This window comes from Neobittarella massiliensis (ex Bilen et al. 2018), assembly GCF_900289145.1.
Taxonomy (GTDB): Bacteria; Bacillota; Clostridia; order Oscillospirales; family Ruminococcaceae; genus Neobittarella; species Neobittarella massiliensis.
In genome coordinates this window covers 292,197-309,735 of sequence record NZ_OKQO01000006.1, presented here as the reverse complement: position 1 = coordinate 309,735, position 17,539 = coordinate 292,197, and the positions used below count along the sequence as shown (strand labels likewise).

Here is a 17,539-nt window from a genome sequence, read left to right as displayed (position 1 = left end):
TCTGACGGCGGCGCGCTCTCGGGCGCGGCGGAGCTGGCACCTGGCTGCGGCCCGGCGGCGCCGGGATCGGTGCTGTTTTGGCCGCTGGCGCCGCTGTCGGTCCAGCCTGTTTCCTGGGGCGGCTGGTCCCCAAAGCCGTTTTGTCCGTTATACTCGTTCATACACAGGTGCCTCCTACGCTTTTTGTCGCTGCTGTTATGATACCCGAAAAATATAAATAAATCTTTAAGGCGGTATAAATTGGTTTAAAATTCTGCCGCGCTCACTCGGCTACGGCTGTAAACCCCCATCGCCGGGACCGGCCGGCGGCTGGGTGGGCAGCGGCTGGGCAGTCGTGCCCCTGGGCTGGCCGCCGGGCTGCTGTTTGCTCTTCTGGTGGCCGCTGCGCTCCTTGGGCGCCGGCGGCAGCGAAAATTTAAACTCGGTGTACTCGCCTTCTTTGCTGGAGACCACGATGTCGCCGCCGTGGCGGGCGATGATGGTCTTGACGATGTACAGACCCAGGCCAACGCCTTTTTTGTCGAGGCTGCGGGAGCGGTCGGTCTTGTAAAAGCGCTCGAACACCTGCTGCATCTGCTCTTTGGGGATGCCTTCGCCGGTGTTGCGGATGGCCACCATGGTGCCGCCCGGGCCCTGCGAGAAGGCAAAGCGTATCTGCCCACCTTCGTTGACGAACTTTACGGCGTTGTCTACCAGGTTGTAAATGACCTGATGCAGCAGGTCTTTGTCGCCCTGCACCATTACTTTGCCCACGTCCAGGCCCTGGATATCGATGTGCTTTTTATCGATCTGCTGTTCAAAGGAGAGCAGCGCCGCCAGCACCGTGTCGCAGATGTTGAAGGTGGTGACGTTCAGCCGCATCTCGCCGGCCTCGATCTTGGAGACGTTGAGCATACCGGAGATGAGGCGGGACAGCCGCTTGACCTCGGTGGAGACGATGCGCAGGTAGTAGTCCTCTTTTTCGGGGGGGATGGTATGGTCCAGGATGCCATCGACAAAGCCGCCGATGGTGGTCATGGGCGTTTTGAGCTCGTGGGAGACGTTGGCCACAAAGCTGCGGCGCACCGACTCGGTCATAGCCAGCGAGGAGGCCATGTTGTTGAGCGACATGGCCAGCTGGCCCATCTCGTCGTTCTCGGTGACCGGGATCTTTTGGCTGAAATCTCCTTTGCCGAAGCGCTGGGCGCAGACGGCCATCTCCCGCAGCGGCTTGACCAGCCGGTTGGTGGAGGGGTAGATGACCACGAACGAAAACAGGATGACCAGCAGCGCGGCGCCGCCGAACATCTTGAGCATATCCATGAGGAAGGTAGAGAGCTCTTTGGCCGGCGAGGCGGCAAACACATAGCCGACCACCACGCCGCCGTCTTTGACCACCGGCTGGGCCACCACGTAGTGGCTGGTCTTGTAGATCTCGCCCAGCGTGCTCATACCGCGGTAGCTGCCGTCTTTAAAGGCCTTGTCGAGCAGCTTGGACGAGATCTTGTAGGTGGTGTGGGCGCAGGGGGCGTCCTCGGTGCACACCTCGGTCACCCCGTCGGCGGTAGTCAAAAAGATGTCGCTGTCTTTGGCGCCCAAGGTAAAGCCCTGATAGCGCTCTTTGAGCAGGCTCATCACATCTTCTTTGGCGCCCAGCCAACTGTACTGGCTGCCGTCGTAGACGATGACCTTCTCGGTGATCTCGGCGGTGTGCTCGGCCATGGTATCGAGCTGGTCGAGGCTCTCGCCCTTAAAGTACTGGGCGGCCAAAAATAAAAACACGGTGCCCAGGATGGTGATGCTGGCCAGCACCACCGCCATACAGGTTAAAAAATACCGCTTCAACAGGCCGTTTTGCATCTGCTCTCTTCCCCCTCCCCCGTGCCGCGGGGCACGCAGCGGGCTGCCCCACTGCGAAACAGGCCGCTCTGCCGGCGGCCTGTTTGCTGTATCTTCGCTGAGCCGGACGGCCCTAGTCTTTTACCTCAAACTTGTAGCCCACGCCCCAGACTGTTTTTAGCGACCACTGGGGAGATACGTCCTCCAGCTTTTCGCGCAGGCGCTTGATATGCACGTCGACGGTGCGCGAGTCGCCGTAGTACTCGAAGCCCCACACCTCATCGAGCAGCTGGTCGCGGGTGTACACCCGGTTGGGATTGGAGGCCAGGTGGTACAGCAGCTCCAGCTCTTTGGGCGGGGTGTCGACGATCTTGCCGTCGACCTTGAGCTCGTACCGGGTGAGGTTGACGATGAGCTTGTCGTAGCTGACCTCTTTGATGTCGGAGACCGAAGATTTGGGGCCGGTACGACGCAGCACCGCCTTGATGCGGGCCACGATCTCTTTGGAGTCGAAGGGCTTGACCACATAGTCGTCGGCGCCCAGCTCGAGGCCCAGCACCTTGTCGAAAGTCTCGCCCTTAGCGGTGAGCATGATGATGGGCACGTCGCTGGTCTTGCGGATCTCGCGGCAGACCTGCCAGCCGTCGAGCTCCGGCATCATCACGTCGAGGATGATAAGCGACGGCTTTTCCTCCTCGAACACCGCCAGCGCCTGTTTGCCGTCGTGGGCCAGCACGGTCTGGTAACCCTCTTTCTCGATATACAGCCGCAACAGTTCGCAGATATTTTTGTCGTCGTCTACTACTAAGATCTTTTCCACTGTGATCCCCCTCATAAAACAGTTCTGGCTAGGCCAGACCAGGCCAGACTAAGCCAGTCCAGGCCAGTATCGTATGCCCGTGTGCAAACCGGGTGCAGACCGGGTGAACACCGGGCCGGATCGGCCGAAAAAGCCGCCCGCACCCGGCACGCGGACCGCTGCGGACTATGCTATCTATTATAGCGGTGCCGCCCGGTGTCAAAAGTGAACAGATTATAAATGTTTTTGTACTTGCCTGTAAAGGATAATTTGTCTATAATAATTTATTAGCCGGCGGCTGCCGTGTGGCCGCCTCTTATCCTATTATAGTATAACCCGCTGCCCGGGTAAAGGGCTCAAGCTGTCGGCGGCACCACAGCGGCCCTAAAAATACAGCAAATCAACCGATGACCGGCCGCTTTGGGGCGGCAGAACGGAGCGAGACGATGAAACTTGGTATCGTGGGCCTGCCCAACGTAGGCAAGAGCACCCTATTTAACGCTATTACCAACGCCGGGGCCGAGTCGGCCAACTACCCTTTTTGCACCATCGAGCCCAACGTGGGCATGGTAGCCGTGCCCGACAAGCGGCTGGACCGGCTGGTAGAGATGTACCACCCGCAGAAGGTCACCCCCGCCACCATTGAGTTCGTGGACATTGCCGGCCTGGTGAAAGGCGCCTCGAAAGGTGAGGGACTGGGCAACAAGTTCCTCTCGCACATCCGCGAGGTGGACGCCATTTTGCACGTGGTGCGCTGCTTTGAGAGCACCGAGATCATTCACGTGGACGGTGAGATAGGCCCTCAGCGGGACGTGGAGACCATCAACCTGGAGCTGATCTTTTCGGATATCGACATCGTTGACCGCCGGCTGCAGAAAGCGCAGAAGCTGGCTAAGGGAGACAAGTCGATGGCCGCCGAAGTGGCCATGCTCACCCGCCTGAAGGCCCACCTGGAAGAGGGAAAGCGCGCCGCCGGCTTTGACGGCGACGAGGAGGAGCTGGCCATCATCCAATCGATGGGCCTGCTCAGCGCCAAAAAGGTCATCTATGTGGCCAACATGAGCGAGGACGACTTTATAAACAACATCGAGCAGAACCTCTACTACCAGCAGCTGCAGCAGCTGGCCGCCGCCGAAAATGCCCTGACGCTGCCCATCTGTGCCAAGATAGAAGAGGATATCTCGGACATGAGCGCCGAGGACAAAGAGATGTTTTTGGGCGAGCTGGGGCTCACCGAGTCGGGGCTCGACCGGCTCATACGCGCCAGCTACAGCCTGCTGGGGCTGATCTCGTACCTGACTGCCGGCGAGCCGGAGGTGCGGGCCTGGACTATTAAAAAAGGCACCAAGGCGCCCCAGGCGGCCGGCAAGATCCACTCTGACTTTGAGCGCGGGTTCATCCGCGCCGAGGTGGTGGCCTATGACGACCTGATGGCCCAGGGCTCGATGGCCGCCTGCAGAGAAAAGGGACTGGTGCGCTCGGAGGGCAAAGAGTACGTGATGCAGGACGGCGACGTGGTGCTGTTTCGCTTTAACGTGTAGGGCAGGGCTGCAAAAAGGGCCTGCTTTTTCAGAAAGACCGATAAAAGCCCGCGGGTGCTTGTGCGCTCCCGCGGGCTTTTAATGTATACGAATGTCTACTGCCGGCGGCGGCTGTACTTGCGCCACAGGACCGTCATTGCTCCGCCGGTGGACAGGAGCAGCGCGCCCCAGAGCAGCTGTGCGGTATCGCCGGTATCGGCAGTGCCGACAGGTACATCTACCGGAAAGCGTATGGCCGCCTCGGCGGTGGGGGCGACTTTGCTGGGCGTGCCGTTGGGGTCCTCGCCGGTGGCCTCGGCCCGGTTGACGATCTGCGGCGGGCGCTCCTCTTTGACGGCGATGGAGGCGCGGTAGGTGAGCACATAGGTCTCGCTGCCGGCCAGCGCGGCTATCGGCACCATGATGGTGCGGCTATCGGGGTCGTAGACCGAGTCTGCCAGTGGTACCGGCACCTGGTCGGGGCCGGTGAGCGTGAGGCTGTGCGTATCCAGCAACAACTCTGCCGGCAGATAGTCGAAAATGAGCACATTTTTCCACAGAGTGCCCGGTTTGGGGTTAGACAGCTCGACGCGGTACTCCAGCAGGTCCTCCAGATGCGTGTCGCCGCCGGGATGGTCGAGATTTTCTACCTGCTTGTCCAGCTGTGGGTCGGCATCGCCGGGCAGCACGCCGCTATCGGGTTGGTCTTTGGGCGAGGGGTAGACCGGATCTTCGGTCGCCGTGCCAGCGGTGGAGGGGGTGCCGTCGGGCTGCAGCGGGACGCCGTCGCCGTCTGCGTAGGGGGGATACGGGTCGCCGGGCTGCAAGTCGGTGGGGATGAGCATGTCGTCACCACCGCCGCCATTACCGCCACTCGAGTTACCGCCAGAGCCGCCACTGCCACCAGAACCATCACCGCCAGAGCCACCAGAGCCGTCGGAGCTGCCGCCCTGACCGGAACCGCCACTGCCGCCGTCGCTGGGCTGGCCGCCGCCGGCCTGCGCGGTATTGCCGATATCGGTACCGATCGCCTCGGGCTCGGCGATGACGTCAAAGGTGAACACATACTTTTCACCGCCGTAAACATCGCCCACATAGACGCTGATGATGCGGGTATCTGGGTGATAGGCGCTGGCAGGGACCGGCACCAGGCTGCCGTTGGGCAGCTGCAGCTGCATGCTGTCGGTGACCAGCTTTAGGCCGGCCGGCAGTTTGTCGCGGATGGAAACGGCTTTCCACAGCGAGCCGGCCAGGCGGTTATTGACGGTGATGGTATAGGTGATGCGGTCGCCCACCTGGGTGGCACCGTCGGGATCGGTATTATTTTTCGCCGCCTTTTCCACCTTGCCGTCGGGGTCTTTGGGCGTTACCTGGGTGCCACCTTCCGGCACCGCCACCGAGCCGCCCGATTGACCGCCGCCCGATTGGCCACCGCCTGATTGGCCGCCGCCCGGCGCACCGTCGCCGGGCTCTACCGGGCCGGCTGGACCGTCGGGGTCGGTGGCAGCTTGGCTGCCGCCGCTGGGGTCTTTACCGGTGGCCTGGGCGGTGTTGGTGATATCGGCATTTTCGGGGTGGGCGGGATCGGCCGCCTGGGCGCCGACGACAGCCCGGAACTGCAGCGTGTAGGCCTGTCCGCCGGTCACCTGGCCGATATAGTGGATAATGGCGTGCTTTTCACGGTCGTAGGTGCTGTCGGGCAGCGGCTTCTCTACCCCGTCGGGCCCGGTGAGCCGGATGCTGCCGGGGCAGAAGGTAAGGCCCGGCGGCAGCACATCGCGGATCTCCACATCGCTCCAGGTGGAGTGCGGCTGCCGGTTCTCCACCGCGATGGTGTACACCAGCTCGTCGTCTACCACCGTCTTGTCGCTGTGGGCGCTATTTTGCACCTGTTTATCTACCGTGGGGTCGGCCCGCCACACCGGGTATACCGTGAGATCGCTGTCTCCCATCACGTCGTTTTGGCCGACGTTTACTGTATTGCCGGCCGATTCGGTCGTCCAGCCCAAAAACGTCTGCCCCTCCTGGCTGGGGGTGTATGCAGACAGCGCCTCGAGCACGTTGGCGCCGTACTGGGTGTCGATATCTGCGCGAGCGCCGCCGGGCAGGTCGCGGACATGCAGCTGGTGGGCGTTGGCCTGCCAGATGGCATAGACCGGCACCGTGTAGTCGTCGCCGGCCCAATCGGTATCTACCGCGGTGGCGGCAGTCACCTTTTGGGCGCTGCCTTCGCCAAAGCCGCCGCGCAGCAGCGAGAAGCCCTGAAAGGTGTAGCCGGTGCGGGTGGGATCGGCGGGCAGCTGCGCCAGCTGATCGCCCTGCTTGTAGTACAGCGCCTTCTGGCCCGCCGGCACCGCCCCCTGCGGCAGTGAGAGCTGGGTGGCGTCTTGCTGGTCGTAATTGCGGTAATACTGCGGGGTGACCGCCGGCAGCACGGTCAGGGTCTTACCGGATTCGAGATATCCGTTGGCACTGCCCACCGCGCTGGCGCTCAGGTACCAGCAGTAGGTAAAGTGGTACTGCCCGATATCCTGCGGCTGGGCCGCCCGCCGGCCGGTAAACAGCGCCAGCAGGCTGTCGTCTACCGGCAGCTGCTGTGAAGATCCGTCGTCCTGTTTTTTTTGCACGGTGATGAGCACCGTGCCGCCGGGCTGGGTGCCCAGATCTACCCGCGCAAAATCCTGCGGGGTGGCTTGGGCAAAGCTCTCGAGCTCCTGCTTTTGCACGTTTTGCCCCATGTTGTTGCCGGCGGCAAAAAACACGCCGGCGCGGTGGTCGTAGGTCATATGCTTCCAGCTGAGGTTGGCCAGATCGCTGCCGGCGGTCACCGTCTCGCCGCTGGGAACGGCGTAGATGGTGGCGTTGGTACCGGTAGTGACGGCGCTGCTGCTATCCTGCGCCATAGTGATGGCCGAGGTGGGCACCAGCCGCAGCCGCCGCTGGCCCACTGTGCCCTGACGCTCGGCGTACACGGTGACCATGCCCACGCCCGGGGCCAAACTGGCTACCGCGTAATCGTCGTACGGCTTTTTGGGGTCGGCCGGGTTGAGCGCCACGATATCGGCGTTCTCCATCCCCGAGGCGCCGCATTTGGTCCCGTCGCTGCCCCAGGAGATATCGTAGGAACCGTCGGTCGTGCCGGCCAAGGTGTTGTTGGTGAGCGGGAATAAAAAGCGTAGGCTGCGCACCGTGTCGTAATCTGTTTGGTCGACAGCGGCGAGATCGTCGCCGCTGAGGTTGGAGGGATACAGCATGGCGGTACAGACCGAGGCCTTGGAATAGGCGTCAGCCGTTTTTTTATCCTGCCCCACATAGCTCTGGTTGTCGGCAAACACCTTGAGCTGGGGGTAGGCGCCGTCGGTGAGCACCCAGGCGCTGTCGGCGGGAGAGCACCCATCGGGCAGCGTCTCCATCAGCTGCCGGGTGAGCAGACCGGTGGCGCCGCCGGTGCCGGCCGCCTCTTTCATGGCGGTGGTCTGCTTGTCGTAATAGCTGTTTTGCAGCGTGAGGCTGCCGCCGGTCTGGCCGCCCACAAAGCCGCCCATATTGGGGGTGGAGAGGTCGGTGCCCAGCGCCCCTACTTCGCCGGCGGCATAACAGTTGCGGATGACGGTGGTGGCGCGCGGTTCCTGACAGCCCAAAAAGCCGCCCTGATAGTTGCCGTTTTGCTGCATGCCCACCATAGCCGTACTGTAGCAGTTTTCGAACAGATAGTGCGTGTCCATCTTCTCGCAGATACCGGCGCCGGCGACAAAGCCGCCCAGATTGGTGAGCCCCTCTACCGAGCCGGCGGCGTAACAGTTTATAAACTTGCTCACCCCGTCGCCGCCGGGGGTGTACACGCTGTCTTCCACATGGCCCACAAAGGCGCCGGTGTTATTGTTGGCGTAGGCGCGCACATTGGTAAAGCAGTTTTCAAATATGTAGTTGCCGGCACAGGAGGTAAAGGCCCCCGAATGGGCCGCTGTGCGCATGGTGCCGTCGATGGCATAACAGTTTTTGACATAGCCGCTGATAGGCCCAAAGATATTGCCCGAGCACGCGCCGCCTTTCACATAGACATTTTTGGTGTGGCAGCGGTCGGCGTACACCCGCCCAAAGCTGCCGCTGCTGCGGTAGAAAGCGCTGCTGAGCAGGCCGCCGCCGTGGTTGGGCGCATCAATAAAACCGTGCTCGAGAGCCACGTCTTCCATGGAGATATAGGTATTGCTGGCCGTAGCGCCAAACAGACCGCTGTTCATGACGGCCGAGGAGACGGTCAGGTTTTTGACGATGAGCGGTTGGCTGAAGCCGGCGACCAGGCTGCCGCCATTTAGATTGTAGATGGTGTGCCCACCGCCGTCGATAAACATCTTTTTGCTGAAATTGACCGCCGACCAGGCAACACCGCCGGCCCCGCCCATATCGAGATCGCACATCAGCTTGACCGGCAGAGCATTGAGCATAGCATAGCGCAGCTGTTCGGGCGAATACACGCCGTAGTAGGCCACCTCTTCGGTGACCAGCGCGGGCATGTCCAGCGAATGGCTGCCCGACATCTGCCCTATCTGGTAATACGGCACCTGCTGCGCCGGCAGCGGCAGCGGTTTGGCCATGGGATCGGCGGCCGGGTCGCCGTCGCGATCGGCGGCCACGTTGCTGCCGCTCCACTTGGGTACGGCGCCGTCGGTGGCGGTCCAACCGTTTTGACCGTAGCTCTTCCACGCATCTTCATCCTGTTTCCAGCCGTCGGCCCACGCGGCAGAGACGCCTGCCGTAAGTTGAGGCGCAAAAGAAAAGAGCCCCACTACCAGCGTGCAGGTCAACAGCAGTGCCAGCGCCCGCTCGCCCCTCGTTCTTTTCACATCGATACACTCCCACAAATAACTTTTCTGCAAAAATACAGTGCATTACGCAGTCACATCTTTTGAAAAGATGATCTTTATTATAGTAGTATCTTTAACAATTTTCAAGGACATTTACAAAATAGTGCCGGCACCACCCCAAATAAACTATATTATTTTCACAAATAAGGCACACCTTTTTAGCCGGTTGCAGGCCGGTCGCCGATCGCCTTGTGCTTGGGCTATGCGCCTGTACAGACGGTCCAAAGTTGGTCAATACGCCAAAAATGTTTGGAGGCAGTTGACTTTTCGGCGGCAGCTGTCTATAGTGATAGTGATAACCGGCAGATAGCCGGTCTTCGGTGGCGGGAGGCAGTCGTACAGTTTTGTGCGCGCCTGTCGTATTTTTATGTGCATTTACGGGTGGCGGGCGCACAGAGCGGTGCGTCGGCCGCCTTTTTTTGATGCCGACAAACAGCTTTTAACGGGGCGGACACGCCTGATACCTATCTCCTGCGGCGCATACCGCAGTCGACAACCGATCCGGAAAGGATGAAGATTTTGACGAGAAACCTGACAAAAGGCGAGCCGGGCAAGATCATCTTGCTGTTTGCTCTGCCCATGCTCTTTGGCAACATCTTTCAGCAGATGTACAACATGGTCGACTCGGTGGTGGTGGGCAACTTTGTGGGGGCCGACGCATTGGCGGCAGTGGGCAGCTCTTATACTATTACTTTTGGCGTGACTGCGCTGGCGTTTGGTCTGGGAAACGGCGCCTCCATCTTGATCGGGCAGTATTTTGGGGCCGGCAGATCGAGGGAGGCCCGGCACTCGATCGTCACCAGCATGACGTTTGCCATCTTATTTTCGCTGGTGCTGTCGGTGGCGTGTATCTTTTTGTGCGCGCCGCTGCTGCGGCTGGTCAACATGCCGAAGTCGATCTTCCCCATGTCTATGACCTACATGCGTATCTACTTTTTGGGGCTGGTGTTCACCTTTGCATACAACATGCTCTCCTCTGTTTTTCGCGCGCTGGGCGACTCGAAGACCCCGCTCATCTTTCTCATCGTGGCCTCGGTGGTGAACATCGTACTGGACCTGGTGTTCGTTATAAACTTTAAGATGGGGGTAGCCGGGGTGGCCTGGGCCACCATCATCGCCCAAGCCGTGTCGTCGGTGCTGGCGCTGGTGGCGCTGAAGCGGCGGCTGGCAGACATGCAGCAGCAGGACCCGGCATACGCCCCGGAGGGTCACGAGACGTTTCGCCAGCAGCTGAGCTTACCGCTGCTCAAAAAGATGATCCGGCTGGCCATCCCCACCACCGCGCAGGAGATCGCTATCTCGGGTGGGATGATCATTATGCAGGCCTTTGTAAACGGCTACGGGCCCCGCATCATGGCCGCCTACACGGCTGCCGCCAAGATCGAGAGCCTGGCGATGATGCCCATCATCAACATCTCTACCGCGGTCACCAGCTACTCGGCCCAGAATATGGGCGCCGGCGAGATCGAGCGGGTGAAATCCGGATACCGGGCGTCGCTGCGCATCTCCTTTGTGTTCGCGGCGGTGCTGGGCGGGGCCATCGTGCTGTTTGGGCACAGCCTGGTGGGGATCTTCGTCAGCGGTGAAGGCGCGGCCGAAGTGGCTGCCGCCGGCGCCAACTACCTGCTGTATTCGGCGTTTGCCTTTATATTTATGGCGCTGCTTTTCCCGGCCGAAGGCGTGATGAAAGGCACCGGTGACGTGAATTTCTTTATGCTGTTTGCCATTGTGGGCATCGTGGCCAAAGTGACGGCGGCCCTGACTCTGTCGCCGGCGATGGGCTACACCGGACTGTGGCTGGCAGTGGTCATTGGCTGGGGCTGCGAGGCGGTGTGTACCACGCTGCGCTACCTCTCGGGCAAGTGGAAGACCAAAGGTATCATCCAGCACCCGGTGGCGGCCGCGGAGACGGCGGCCGAGCAGTAAAAGCCGTGCTGTACAAAATTTGTTTTCATTTATTAAACACTTTGTACACCACCCGGCAGGCAGTGGGGGCTATACTAGAGGTGGATAAGGGACATGCAAACACCTCACATCCATTCTCCTCTTCTTTTATGAATATCTCCGCACACAAGATATTCACTTCCTCTTAAACCTTCCCTTTGGGAAAGCGCCGCGGGGCGGGACCAGTTGGTCCCGCCCCGCGGCGCTTTTTATCTCGGAGCTCCGGCCGGACGCCTTAAAAGCGGCGGCTGCGCTTTATTCATGGATAGCTGGGCGGCGGCCCGGATCGGGGCGGGCGTACAGGTAGTACCGCCCCTGCTTGCCCACCCGCTGCAGCGCCCCCACCTTGTAGAGCAGCGCCAGCGCGCGCTGGGCGGTGTGCAGGTGCAGGTGGGCAAAGCTACTGTAGTCGGCGGTGGTAAAGGGCTGCGGCATGCTCTTTGGCAGCAGCGCGGCCCAGTCGTCGATGCCGGTAAAGAGCCTCTGGTCCAGAATATCGAGCGGGCGGCACTCGTAGCGGGTGGCACGCCGCTTTTTGCCGCGGCCATAGCCGTTTTGCTGGCGGTACTCCTCCAGCTCTAAAAACACCAGGCACACCTGCAAATTGGGGTGGCCCAGCAGATCGGCCAGGCGGTACAGCTCGTAAAAGGCGTGCTCGGGCCGGCCCTTTTTGGGCGAGCGGCGGCGGGAGAGCAGCTCGCCGGTGTCGGGATCGAGCCAGCAGACCCACTTGACCTGGGCGATGGGATACACCACGGTGACCCGCGCCGCCTCTAAAAACACCTGCAGCTTGTCGTGCAGGCGGGAGAGACTGCGGGTCTGGATCTCGATGATGCCCTGCGGGCCCACGATGTCGGCCACGTAGCGGCCGATGGCGGTCTCCTGATTATCGGCGTAGGGCTCGAAATAATTTTTCAGGGCGGCGTGGAGCGTTTTCTCGGACAGCGTGCCGATGCCGCCGGCGCCCGGGGACCGCTGGGCGGCGAGGTGGCAGGCGCGCAAAAAGTCCTGCCGGCGCACCGCCTGCAGGTCGTATATCTGGTTATAGATGTTGCTGTTTACCTCTGCTGTATCTGCCATAGACCTGTCCTGTCAGCTGTTTTTGGTGATGGGGGCCCAGGTGGCGCCGCACAGCTGCGGCAGCTCTGCGGGCGAGACCTCTACCTGGTAGCCGATCTTGCCGGCGCTGAAGATGACCGTATCCCAGTGCTGGCAGCTGTCGTCCACCACGGTGCGGTACTGCTTTTTCATGCCGATGGGGCTGCAGCCGCCGCGCACGTAGCCGGTGACTTTATTTATATCTTTGACCGGGATCATCTCGACTGATTTTTCGCCTGCCGCCCGGGCGGCAGCTTTTAGATCGAGCTCTTTTTCTACCGGGATGACGAACACGCAGTATTCTCCGCTGTGGCCCCTGGTGATCAGGGTCTTAAACACCTGGCCCGGGTCTTGCCCCAGCATTTGGGCCACCTGGAGGCCGTCTACCGCCGCGCCCCCGTGGGGGTAGGTGTGGGCCTGGTAGGGCACCTTTTTCTGCTCGAGTATACGCATCACGTTGGTCTTTTGCTCTTTTGTTTTGGACACTTGGCGAAGGCTCCTTCCCACCCGGCGGGGACAGCGGGGGCCGGACCGGCGCGCGGCGCCTTGGACCCGGCTGATGCGCCGGTCTTCTGCCCCCCATTATACCACAGGGGCGGGCGCAAAAAAAGGAGGGGCAGCGCGGTGCTGCCCCTCCCCTTTTGGGACGGATCGAGCCGGGTCTGGCTCAGCTGGACTTCACCGGCCCGGGCCAGCTCGAGCTGGTATGGGCCGGTCTGGTACGAGCCGGGCTGTCTATTTGATGGCCGGTACGTCGACCTGAAAATAGCTCTGCGGGTAGCCGCACAGCGGGCACTTTTCGGGTGCCGTTTTGCCGGTGTACACGTAGCCGCAGTTTTGGCAGATCCAGCTCTCGATCTGATCTTTTTTGAATACCTGGCCGTCGTCGAGACACTTTTTCATTTTGTTGTAGCGGTTCTCGTGGCTCTTTTCGACGGTGGCGGTGAGGGAAAAGCGCTGGGCGATCTCGGTAAAGCCCTCCTCGCGGGCGGTCTTTTCAAATTCCTTGTACATCTCGTCCCACTCGAAATGCTCTTTTTCGGCGGCGTCCATCAGGTTGTCGGCGGTGCCGGGCAGCTCGCCCCCCTTGAGATATTCCAGCCACTTCTCGCCGTGGGCGCGCTCGTTCTTGGCCGTCTCCTCGAACAGCTTGGCGTACTGCTCGTACCCCTGCGCCTTGGCCTGTTTGGCGTAGAGCAGGTATTTGAGATAGGCCTGGGCCTCACCGGCGAAGGCGGCGAGCAGGTTGTCGTGTGTCTGGCTGTTTTGCAGATCCATAGGTAGTCCTCCCATCAAGTGACGCCCGCCGGCGGCGGGCTTTTTCTCTAGTTAGAGAATGGGCCGCAGGCGCTGGGAATATACAGCCGATCGTGCTACAATAGAGCGTACAGTCAAAACAAGCTTACGGAGGGAAAAGCTATGCAGAAGATCGGTATTATCGGCGCCATGGATATGGAGGTGGCGCTGATTAAAGACGCGCTGGAGGGCGTACAGCAGACCGAGGTGGCCCAGAGCACCTACTACATTGGCCGGCTGGGCGGACACCAGGTGGTGCTCACCTGCTGCGGTATCGGCAAAGTGAACGCCGCCATCAGCGCCCAGGTGCTGTGCTCGGTATACGGGGTGGACTGCATCATCAACACCGGGATCGCCGGGAACCTGGCCGCAGACCTGAAACTGGGCGACGTGGTGCTGGCCCAAAAGGTGCTGTACCACGACTTTGACCCCGATATTTTTGCCCAGTGCCCACCGCACCAGAAAGTGCTGTTGCCCGACAGCGGGCTGTGTGACCGCATTGCCGCCGGGCTGACGGCACTGGGGGCCAATTTTCGCTGCGGGGTGGTGGCCACCGGCGACGAATTTGTGCAGAGCAGCCAGCGCAAAGCAGATATCATAGCCCGTACCGGCGCCGACTGCGCCGAGATGGAGGGGGCGGCCATCGGCCATGTGGCGGCCCGCAACGGGGTGCCGTTTGCAGTGGTGCGCTGCCTTTCGGACGACGCCGACGACGCGGCGGAGAGCACCTATGAAAATTTTGCCGCCCACACCGCCCAGCTGGGCGCCCGGCTGCTGATCGATGTGATACGCGGGCTTTGAGGCCTGTACGCCGCCAAACTGCTCTTATCGCCCCGCCTTGTTCTTTTTGGGCAAGCGCGGGGCGATTTTTTGCGGCCTTTTTGTGCGCCTTTTTTGGGCGGTGCACAGGGGCGTTTTTTTGACGCCCATCTTCGTGCAGACTGACCAGGTTTTTGGCTTTTATTTTAGGCACTGCAGCAGTATACTGAAATGTGCCAACAAGTGAAAGAAGGGACCTGTATGGAGGATCGCAGACAGCCGGCAGAGGGCCGGGTAGGACATGAGGGGACAGCGGTAAAGACGGTGCGGCGCCGGATGAGCAGTTACCGCTACTGGCTGGTGCTGGAGGGCATTGGCGTGGGCGCGGCGGCCGGGCTGGTGGCGGTGCTGTTTCGGCTGGCACTGGGCAGCGCCGACACCTTTCGCACCGCGGCTATCGCCTGGGCGGCCAAACACGCCTGGTCGATGGCGCTGTGGATAGGCGTTTTGGTGGCTGCCGCCGCGGCAGTGACGCTGTTTTTGCGCTGGGAGCCGCTGATATCGGGCAGCGGCATCCCCCAGGTAGAGGGGGAGATGCTGGGCCAGGTGCACCAGACCTGGTGGCGGGTGCTGCTGGCCAAATTTGGCGGCGGGGTGGTGGCTATCGCCTCGGGCCTGGCGCTGGGCCGTGAGGGGCCCTCGATCCAGCTGGGGGCCATGGCCGGCAAAGGGGTGTCGCGGCTGTGCGGCCGGGTGCGCACCGAGGAAAAGCTGCTGATGACCTGCGGCGCCAGCGCCGGGCTCTCGGCTGCTTTTGGCGCCCCGTTTGCCGGGGTGCTGTTTGCGCTGGAAGAGGTGCACAAGAACTTTTCGCTGGACGTGCTATTGCCGGCTATGGCCTCCTCGATCACCGCCGACTTCATCTCGTCGAACATTTTTGGCCTAAAACCGGTGTTTGACCTGTCGGTGGGAGAGATGATGCCGCTGCGCCACTACTGGCTGCTGATCGCGCTGGGGCTGGTGATCGGGCTGCTGGGGGTGCTCTACAACCGGTGTGTGGGGCTGGCACAGGACCTGTACGCCCGCATACCCAGCCGCTTTTTGCGCACGCTGATACCGTTTTTGCTGGCCGGGGCGCTGGCCTTTACGCTGCCCCAGTTACTGGGCAGCGGCCACGGGCTGGTGGAGGAGATGAGCAGCTTTGCGCTGCCGGCGGTGCTGGCCCTATTTGCGGGGAAATTTTTGTTTTCGATGGCCAGCTTTGGGGCCGGAGTGCCCGGCGGCATATTTTTGCCGCTGCTGGTGCTGGGCTCGTTTATCGGCAGCGGATTTTTTCTGGCGGCGGCGCCGCTGGTGGGGCTGCCGAAGACGTTGCTGCTCAATTTTGTGGTGCTGGGCATGGCCGGTTACTTCTCGGCCATCGTGCGGGCGCCGGTGACGGGGATCGTGCTCATCTGCGAGATGACCGGCAGCTTTACCCACCTGCTGAGCCTGTCGCTGGTGTCGCTGGTGGCCTACGCAGTGGCCGACTCGCTGCACTGCAAGCCGGTATACGACCAGCTTTTGGAGCGGTTGCTGGCGGGGCTGCCGGCAGGGCAGAAGCCGCAACCGGCCAGTGAGGAGAAGGTGCTGGTGGACGCGCCGGTGTGCCTGGGAGCCCGGGCCTGCGGCAAGACCATCAGCCAGATCGACTGGCCCAACGGCTGCCTGGTGGTATCCATCGTGCGGCACGAGCAGGAACTGATCCCCCGCGGCGACACGGCGGTACAGGCCGGCGACCAGCTGACGGTCCTCTGTGGCGACAGCGAGGTGGCCCAGGTGCGCCGGGCCATGGAGCACTGGTGCGAGACCGCGCTGCGGCGCCGAAAGTAGAAAACTGGACGGGTGCGAGCGGATCGGTTTTACCTGCAAAAGAGCGCCGGCGAGAGCCGGTGCTCTTTTTTAGGGAGCTGGTGGGAAATATTTGTGGGCGGGGGCCGAGACGGCCATTTTTTCTATGGGGGCAGTATAGCAGAGCGGGGCGCAAAAAGAAAGGTGGCCCCAAGTGGCCAGTGGCAGAGCCGGCGCTATGCCGCGGGCAGCGGCGGGCTGCAAAACCGCACGGCTGCGCCAAAAATTCCCTGTTTTTAAGGCGGGTCGGGTCTGTGCGCCATAGGGGACAGGGCCTGTTTTGACGGCGCCGGCCGCCTGCCCCAGGCCAAAAAGGCGGCGGGCAGGGCCGCAAAAACGGCGGGCGGGCAGCCGATAAGATTGTGAACAAATTGTAAAAACAGCCCTTTTTGACGCTGTTTGGCGGTAAAAAAGCTGGGCGGCACCGGGAGAGAGCCAAAAGAGGCGGCCGCCCCTTTATGCGGGGCTGGCCGCCTTTTTTGCCGGCGCCGGTGGGGCGCCGATACCAAAAACTATTTTAAGAAGAAAGTCTCGACCACGCCGGTGCCGATGGTAAACAGGCCCACGGCCAGCGTGTAGATGGCAAAGACTTTAAACTTGTCGCTCTTGATGAGCCAGGCCACCATTTTGATGGCGAAGAAGCCGGTGACCGCCGAGACCACGAAGGCCACGATGACCGGCAGCAGCTCTATCTGCAGGCCGGCGCTCACCGCGTCTTTGACCTCGACCAGGCCGCCGCCCAAAATGGCGGGGATGCCCAGGATGAAGGAGAACTCGACGGCGAATTTTTTGGTCATGCCGCACATCATGCTGGCGGCCAGTGTGGAGCCGGAGCGGGAGACGCCGGGCAGGATGGCCACACATTGGGCCACACCCACGGTGACGGCGTTGCCGGCGGTCATCTGCTTGGGGCCCTTTTTGCCGCGGGGGCACTTTTCGGACAGGTACAGCACCAGGCTGGTGAGCAAAAAGCAGGCGCCCAGGAAGAAGAGGTTACCCTGGGAGACCAGCGCGTCGTACTTGTCTTTAAAGGGGTAGACCAGCAGCAGCGGAATGAGGGCGATGAACAGCATGAGGATCATGCGGCGGTAGCCGCTCATGGTGCTCCACTTAAAGCGGCCGGTGAACAGGTCGCGCAGCAGCAAAAAGAACTCGACGATGAGCTTGCTGATGGTGCCCCAGAAGGCGATGAACACCGCCACCAGCGTGCCCAGATGCATGACGGCGGTGAGAAAGGTGGCGTTTTCGGCGCTGACTCCGGTAAAGTGCTGGACCAACGCCAGGTGACCCGAGCTGGACACCGGCAAAAATTCGGTGAGGCCCTGTACGATGGCCTGCAAGATAGCACTGAAGATAGACAAATGCGTTTCCTCCTACCCGTGTGTTTCGGCCCCTGGCCGACAGTAGTTCCAGTTTACCACGAACTGGATGGGAATACCACCAAAAACCATTACAATTTTCTTACGATGTGCCCAGTTTTGGCACCCATATAAAAGAGAGGGCCGCCCCGCGGGGGAGCGGCCCTCTCTATATATACGCGGCCGGCGGCC

11 protein-coding genes are annotated in these 17,539 nt (G+C 61.4%); 4 read left to right on the top strand and 7 right to left on the bottom strand.

Annotated elements, in window-relative coordinates:
• Positions 1-270: 270 nt before the first annotated feature.
• Both C6Y32_RS10470 and C6Y32_RS10465 read right to left on the bottom strand, forming a co-directional pair.
• Positions 271-1,839: a HAMP domain-containing sensor histidine kinase gene (locus C6Y32_RS10470; protein WP_105205198.1), complete on the bottom strand. Its 1,569-nt coding sequence runs from the start codon at positions 1,837-1,839 to the stop codon at positions 271-273.
• A gap of 112 nt (positions 1,840-1,951) precedes the next feature.
• The gene (locus C6Y32_RS10465; protein WP_105205216.1) at positions 1,952-2,644 is read right to left on the bottom strand and encodes a response regulator transcription factor; all 693 of its coding nucleotides are present in this window, start codon (positions 2,642-2,644) and stop codon (positions 1,952-1,954) included.
• A gap of 419 nt (positions 2,645-3,063) precedes the next feature.
• Here C6Y32_RS10465 and ychF point away from each other — a divergent pair, with 419 nt between their 5' ends.
• Positions 3,064-4,158 (top strand): redox-regulated ATPase YchF, encoded by a 1,095-nt coding sequence (ychF, locus tag C6Y32_RS10460; RefSeq protein ID WP_105205197.1) that lies wholly within the window; start codon positions 3,064-3,066, stop codon positions 4,156-4,158.
• 95 nt (positions 4,159-4,253) lie between these two features.
• Here ychF and C6Y32_RS10455 read toward each other — a convergent pair whose 3' ends face one another.
• On the bottom strand, positions 4,254-8,981 hold the full coding sequence (locus C6Y32_RS10455) for an isopeptide-forming domain-containing fimbrial protein (RefSeq protein WP_105205196.1): 4,728 nt from the start codon (positions 8,979-8,981) through the stop codon (positions 4,254-4,256).
• A 540-nt stretch (positions 8,982-9,521) separates the two neighbouring features.
• On the opposite strand from C6Y32_RS10455, the gene C6Y32_RS10450 reads away from it, so the two are divergent.
• Positions 9,522-10,928, top strand: coding sequence for an MATE family efflux transporter (locus C6Y32_RS10450; RefSeq protein WP_164998226.1), 1,407 nt, complete (start codon positions 9,522-9,524; stop codon positions 10,926-10,928).
• Positions 10,929-11,201: 273 nt separating this feature from the next.
• Here C6Y32_RS10450 and C6Y32_RS10445 read toward each other — a convergent pair whose 3' ends face one another.
• The 3 genes from C6Y32_RS10445 to C6Y32_RS10435 form a co-directional block, all read right to left on the bottom strand.
• Positions 11,202-12,026 (bottom strand): DUF8091 domain-containing protein, encoded by an 825-nt coding sequence (locus C6Y32_RS10445; protein WP_105205194.1) that lies wholly within the window; start codon positions 12,024-12,026, stop codon positions 11,202-11,204.
• A gap of 12 nt (positions 12,027-12,038) precedes the next feature.
• Positions 12,039-12,497, bottom strand: a complete 459-nt coding sequence (ybaK, locus tag C6Y32_RS10440) for a Cys-tRNA(Pro) deacylase (RefSeq protein WP_105205215.1) — start codon at positions 12,495-12,497, stop codon at positions 12,039-12,041.
• A 282-nt stretch (positions 12,498-12,779) separates the two neighbouring features.
• Positions 12,780-13,322, bottom strand: coding sequence for a rubrerythrin family protein (locus C6Y32_RS10435; protein WP_105205193.1), 543 nt, complete (start codon positions 13,320-13,322; stop codon positions 12,780-12,782).
• A 141-nt stretch (positions 13,323-13,463) separates the two neighbouring features.
• On the opposite strand from C6Y32_RS10435, the gene C6Y32_RS10430 reads away from it, so the two are divergent.
• Both C6Y32_RS10430 and C6Y32_RS10425 read left to right on the top strand, forming a co-directional pair.
• Positions 13,464-14,141, top strand: a complete 678-nt coding sequence (locus tag C6Y32_RS10430; RefSeq protein WP_105205192.1) for a 5'-methylthioadenosine/adenosylhomocysteine nucleosidase — start codon at positions 13,464-13,466, stop codon at positions 14,139-14,141.
• Between the two features lie 219 nt (positions 14,142-14,360).
• On the top strand, positions 14,361-15,971 hold the full coding sequence (locus C6Y32_RS10425; RefSeq protein WP_243562684.1) for a ClC family H(+)/Cl(-) exchange transporter: 1,611 nt from the start codon (positions 14,361-14,363) through the stop codon (positions 15,969-15,971).
• Between the two features lie 530 nt (positions 15,972-16,501).
• On the opposite strand, the gene C6Y32_RS10410 is transcribed toward C6Y32_RS10425, so the two are convergent.
• The gene (locus C6Y32_RS10410; RefSeq protein WP_105205189.1) at positions 16,502-17,350 is read right to left on the bottom strand and encodes an undecaprenyl-diphosphate phosphatase; all 849 of its coding nucleotides are present in this window, start codon (positions 17,348-17,350) and stop codon (positions 16,502-16,504) included.
• Positions 17,351-17,539 lie beyond the last annotated feature (189 nt).